Source organism: Myxococcus llanfairpwllgwyngyllgogerychwyrndrobwllllantysiliogogogochensis (assembly GCF_006636215.1).
GTDB lineage: Bacteria > Myxococcota > Myxococcia > Myxococcales > Myxococcaceae > Myxococcus > Myxococcus llanfairpwllgwyngyllgogerychwyrndrobwllllantysiliogogogochensis.
In genome coordinates, this window is sequence record NZ_VIFM01000452.1 from 1 (window position 1) to 4,593 (window position 4,593).

Genomic DNA, 4,593 nt, shown 5'->3' on the forward strand with positions numbered 1-4,593 from the left:
CCCCCCAGCCCGCCCGTACCTCTGACCGCGAGATACGAGAATCAGCCACATGGCGAATACTCCCCCTGGTCAGATTCCAGGGAGAGATGGGAAATACAGGACAGAGACACCCACACGAGGCCCGCGTGTGCGGGTGCGTCAGACGCGAGCGACGTTGACGCCCGAGTCGACCGCCTGCAGTTCGTCGCCGAAGGACACGTCGACGGTGCCGCCCGCGGGCGGGTCATATGGGGCGCGGCCCACCTGCCTGGTGCCGAAGCGGGGGAAGATGGGCGCCAGCACGTAGGAGCGGAAGCACCAGCCGAAGAAGCTGACGGGCTTGAGCTCCGGGTCGATGTCCGCCGCGATTTTGGCGTGCGCCTCCGGCAGGAGGCTCCAGTGCAGGCCCGGCGTCTCGTGGTGGACGGCGTGCAGGCCGTTGTTGAAGAGGAAGAAGTTGATGAGGCGGCCGGTGAAGCTGCGGCTGTGGTCGTGCTCGCTCCAGGGGTCCGAGTGGACGTGCTGGATGTAGTTGAAGAACATGATGGTCCACAGCGAGAAGAAGGCCGGAATCAGGAACGCGAAGGCCCAGATGCGCAGGCCGCCCGCCACGCCGTGCATATAAATGGCCAGCGCGACGAGCGCCGCGTGCGTGCCGCCCCAGACGATGTACTGGAGGACGATTTGCCGGAACAGGGCGCGGTTGCGCGTGCGCGCCTTCTCGATGAAGGCCTTCGTCGGCTCCTGCTGCCAGTACGTGGAGACGAAGGGGAACAGGAAGGCGACGAGGAAGTTGTGCTTCTTCGAGTAGCGCCAGGTGATGGTGGCGTCGCCCGCCTTGTTCACGAACTTGTGGTGGTTGAGGTTGTGCGTCGGAATCCACACGAAGGTGGGGTAGCCGTAGAACAACGACAGCCACATGCCCATCGCCTCATTCATCTTCCGGTTGCGGAAGGTGGGGCTGTGGTTGTGGTTGTGGGCGATGACGCCCGCGGACAGCGCCAGGTAGCACGCGAGCGGGCACAGGTAGGGGATGAGCGAGGGGGCCGCGTACATCGAGAGGGCCACCACGGGCATCGCCAGGCACCAGAGGAGGGTGCGGATGTCGGCGCTGTAACGGAGCATGGCCGGCAGTCTGCCTTACGCGTCCGTGCAGAACCAAAACTATCGCTCCCCCTCCAGGGCAAGGCTGCCTGCTTCCTCACCATGTAGGGGTGCGGGCGACGGACACCCCACCCGTTTTTTCCCGAAGTCAGCGGAGCTGAGTGAGCAGCAACGCCACCATTCCCTCCAGGGGCGCACTGGCGGTGGCGAGGCCCGCTTCGTCCACGGCGCGAGGCATGCCGTAGACGACACAGGAGGACTCGGACTCGGTGAGGATGGAGCCGCCCGCCGCGCGGATGGCGCGCGCGCCCTCCCGTCCGTCGTCGCCCATGCCGGTGAGCACCAGCCCCACCGTGTCACGGCCCCACGTGCGGGCCGCGCTCTCGAAGAGGACGTCCACGGAGGGGTGATGCGGCATCTGCACCGGGTGCCGGTCCACGCGGCCCACGGTGAGCGCGCCGTGCCGCTCGATTTTGAGGTGCTGGCCCGCACGCGCGAGCACGACGCGGCCGGGGCGCATCTCCATCCCGTCCTCCGCCTCGCGCACCTCCAGCGCGCACAGCGAGTCCAGCCGGCGGGCGACCGCCTCCGTGTACCCCGGGGGGATGTGCAGCGCGAGCGCCATGGGCGCGGGGAAGTCCGCCGGCAGCGCCGACAAGAGCCGCGTGAGGGCCTGGGGACCGCCGGTGGACGTGCCCACCACCACCAGGTTGCGCGCCGGCCCGAACACCTCCGCCGGAGAAGTCGAAGTGGCCGCGGCTGGAGCCACCCCGCGCGGCGGGTGCGGCACCGCGCGAGCGGCGATGCGCACCTTCTCCACCAGCTCCGCGCCCAGCTCGTAGAGCCGGTCCGTGGCGAGCGCGGAGGGCTTGTGCACCAGCTCCACCGCGCCGGCCTGGAGGGCGGACACCGCCAGCTCGCTCTCCTCGCCCGCGCTGCTGACCACGACGACGCGGGGAGCGGCCGGCATGGAGTCCAGGGCGCGCAGCACGCCGAGCCCGTCCAGCCCCGGCATGACCAGGTCCAGCGTGAGGACGTCGGGCTTGAGCTCCGCCACCTTCTCCAGCGCGTCCAGGCCGTCGCGCGCGGTGTCCACCACTTCGATGCCCTGCGCGTTGGAGAGCACCTGGCGCAGCACCTTGCGCGCGAAGGCCGAGTCGTCCACCACCAGGACGCGAACAGGAGTCACGGCCGTCATGCGCCCGCCTTGCCATAGAAGAATACGCCGCGCCGCTCCTCACAGGAGAGCGCGGTGCCGAAGCGCAGCAGCGATTCGGAGGTGCCCACCACCAGTTGGCCTCCGGGCTTCAGCGCCTGGGTGAGCGACGCCACCACGCGGCGCGCCGTCTCATCCTGGAAGTAGATGAGGACATTGCGGCAGAGGATGGCGTCGAACTGGCCCAGCTTCGCCACCGCCCCCTCGTCCACCAGGTTGATGCGGCGCCACTCCACCGCGTCCACCAGCTCCTGCTTCGGCCGGGCCCGTCCGTCCACCTGCTCCAGCCAGCGCCCCTCCACTCCGGGCGGCAAGGCGCGCATGGAGCGCAGGTTGTGCTCGCCGGTGCGAGCGCGCTCCAGCGCCCGGGTGCTCAAGTCACTGGCCAGCAACTCCACGCCGGAGAGCACACCCCGGTCCGCCAGCATCATCGCCAGCGTCAAGGGCTCCTCGCCGGTGGAGCAGGCCGCGCACCACACGCGGGGCTTCTGGCCGGCGCGCACCCTGGGCAGGAGCACGTCCTCCACCAGCACCGACAACGGCTGCGCCTCCCGGAAGAAATACGTCTCGTGCACGAGCAGCGAGTCCACGAGGGAATCCAGCGCGGCCGAGCCCGCCGGGTCGTACCGGAGGAAGTAGTAGTAGTCGAGCAGCGAGTCGAAGCCCGCTTCCTGCGCCCGGTCCGACACCTTGTCGGACAACAGCTCGCGGTCCTCCGCCGCATAGTGCAACCCCGCGCGCTGCTCGATGAGCGCGGTGAGGATGGCGAAGACCTGGGGGGACATCGGCAGGGAAGGCATGACGTCCTTGTCACTTCCCCAGGGCCACGAGGCAGGCCCGCCGGACTTCAGGGTCCTCGTCGCGCAGGGAGGCGCGCTCCAGCGCGTCGCGTGCCTCCAGGGTTCCCAGCGCGCCCACGGCGGGCACGACGGCGCGGCGGGCCGCGGCGCTGGAGGTCTCCAACGCCTGCACCAGCGCGGCGCGTGCGTCCGCCCGGCGCATGCGCGCCAGGGCCGCGACCAGCAGGGGCGCGGTCACCTCGTCCGCCACGTCCAGCGCCGCGAGCAGGCCGGGCAGCCGCCCCTCCATGGGCAGCGCCAGCGCGCTCACCACCCGCTCGCGCACCGTCAGGTCCCCCAGGAGCGACACCAGGGCCTGGGTGGCGGGGACACCCGGGCGCGTGGCGAGGAACCCCACCGCCGCGCTGCGCACGCTGTCATCCCTGTCACTGGCCGCATGCAACAGCGCGGGCAGCGTCTCCGGCGCCTCGTATTCGGCCACGGCGGACAGCGCGACCAGGCGCGTGGCGGCATCCTCCGACGAGGAGGCCTCCAGCAACACCGGCAGCGCGTCCTGACGCCGGGCCACGCCCAGCCCCAGCAGCGCCGCGCGCCGCACGTCCGCGTCGGTGCTGGCCGCCGCGCGGCGCAGCGCCGTCATCGCGCTCTCCGTGTGCATGTGCGCCAGCGCGTCCACCACCGCCACGCGCACCTGCCCCGCGTCGTCGTCCGCCAGCGCGACAATCGCATCCGCGGCGGCTTCCTCGTTCAGCTTCCCCAGGGACTGGCACGCGTAGTAGCGCACCCACGCGTCCCTGTCGTTGAGGCCGCCGAGCAGCGTGGAGGTGATGCGGGCCTCCTTCTCCGTCTGCCCCAGCGCGCGCATGGCCGCGGCGCGCGTGCGCTCCGATTCGTGGGTGGCCGCCGCCAGCAGCGCGTCCACCGCGCGCGGGTCCTCGATGAAGGGCAGGCCGAAGATGGCCGCGTCGCGCAGCCGCTCGTCCGAGTCGCGCATCGCGGACAGCAGCACCTCCAGCCCTCGGGGATAACCGAAGTAGGAGATGATTCGCAGCGCCGCGCGGCGCAGACGGGGGTCCGCGGAGCGCGCCGCGTGGAGCGCCAGCGTCTCCGTCTGCTCGCTGCCCAGCGACTGGATGGCGCCCGTGGCGGCCTGCACCACGCGCGCGTCGTCATCCATCAGGCGCTGGAAGAGCACGGGCACCGCGGACGTGTCACCGATGCGCGACAGGGTGTCCGCCGCCAGCGCGCGCACGGACGCCTCCCGGTCCTCCAGACACGCCATCACCTCCGGCACCGCCGACGCGCGGCGCCCCACCAGGGGCAGCAGCACCCTGCGCCGGGCGCTGTCTCCGTCCTGCAGCGCCTGCAGAATCTGCTCGTCCGCGTCCGCCCCCAGCTCCGCCAGGGCGCTCGCCGCCGAGCGCGCCACCGACGGGTCCGGTCCGTCCAACAGCCGCAGCAGTCCCGCCGCGGCGTCCTGCCCTCCCACCCAAC

At 71.4% G+C, this 4,593-nt stretch carries 4 protein-coding genes; all 4 read right to left on the reverse strand.

Features of this window, described 5'->3' with window-relative positions:
- Positions 1 to 138: 138 nt before the first annotated feature.
- Positions 139 to 1,104 carry a fatty acid desaturase family protein gene (locus tag FJV41_RS48075; protein WP_174486609.1) on the reverse strand — a complete coding sequence of 322 codons (966 nt, stop codon included), beginning with the start codon at positions 1,102 to 1,104 and terminating at the stop codon, positions 139 to 141.
- A gap of 127 nt (positions 1,105 to 1,231) precedes the next feature.
- The gene (cheB, locus tag FJV41_RS48080) at positions 1,232 to 2,281 is read right to left on the reverse strand and encodes a chemotaxis-specific protein-glutamate methyltransferase CheB (RefSeq protein ID WP_141649345.1); all 1,050 of its coding nucleotides are present in this window, start codon (positions 2,279 to 2,281) and stop codon (positions 1,232 to 1,234) included.
- Positions 2,278 to 3,099, reverse strand: a complete 822-nt coding sequence (locus FJV41_RS48085) for a CheR family methyltransferase (RefSeq protein WP_141649346.1) — start codon at positions 3,097 to 3,099, stop codon at positions 2,278 to 2,280. Before FJV41_RS48085 ends, cheB begins: the two co-directional genes overlap by 4 nt.
- A 10-nt stretch (positions 3,100 to 3,109) precedes the next feature.
- On the reverse strand, positions 3,110 to 4,593 hold a 1,484-nt coding region (locus FJV41_RS48090; protein WP_181791475.1), incomplete at its 5' end, for a HEAT repeat domain-containing protein.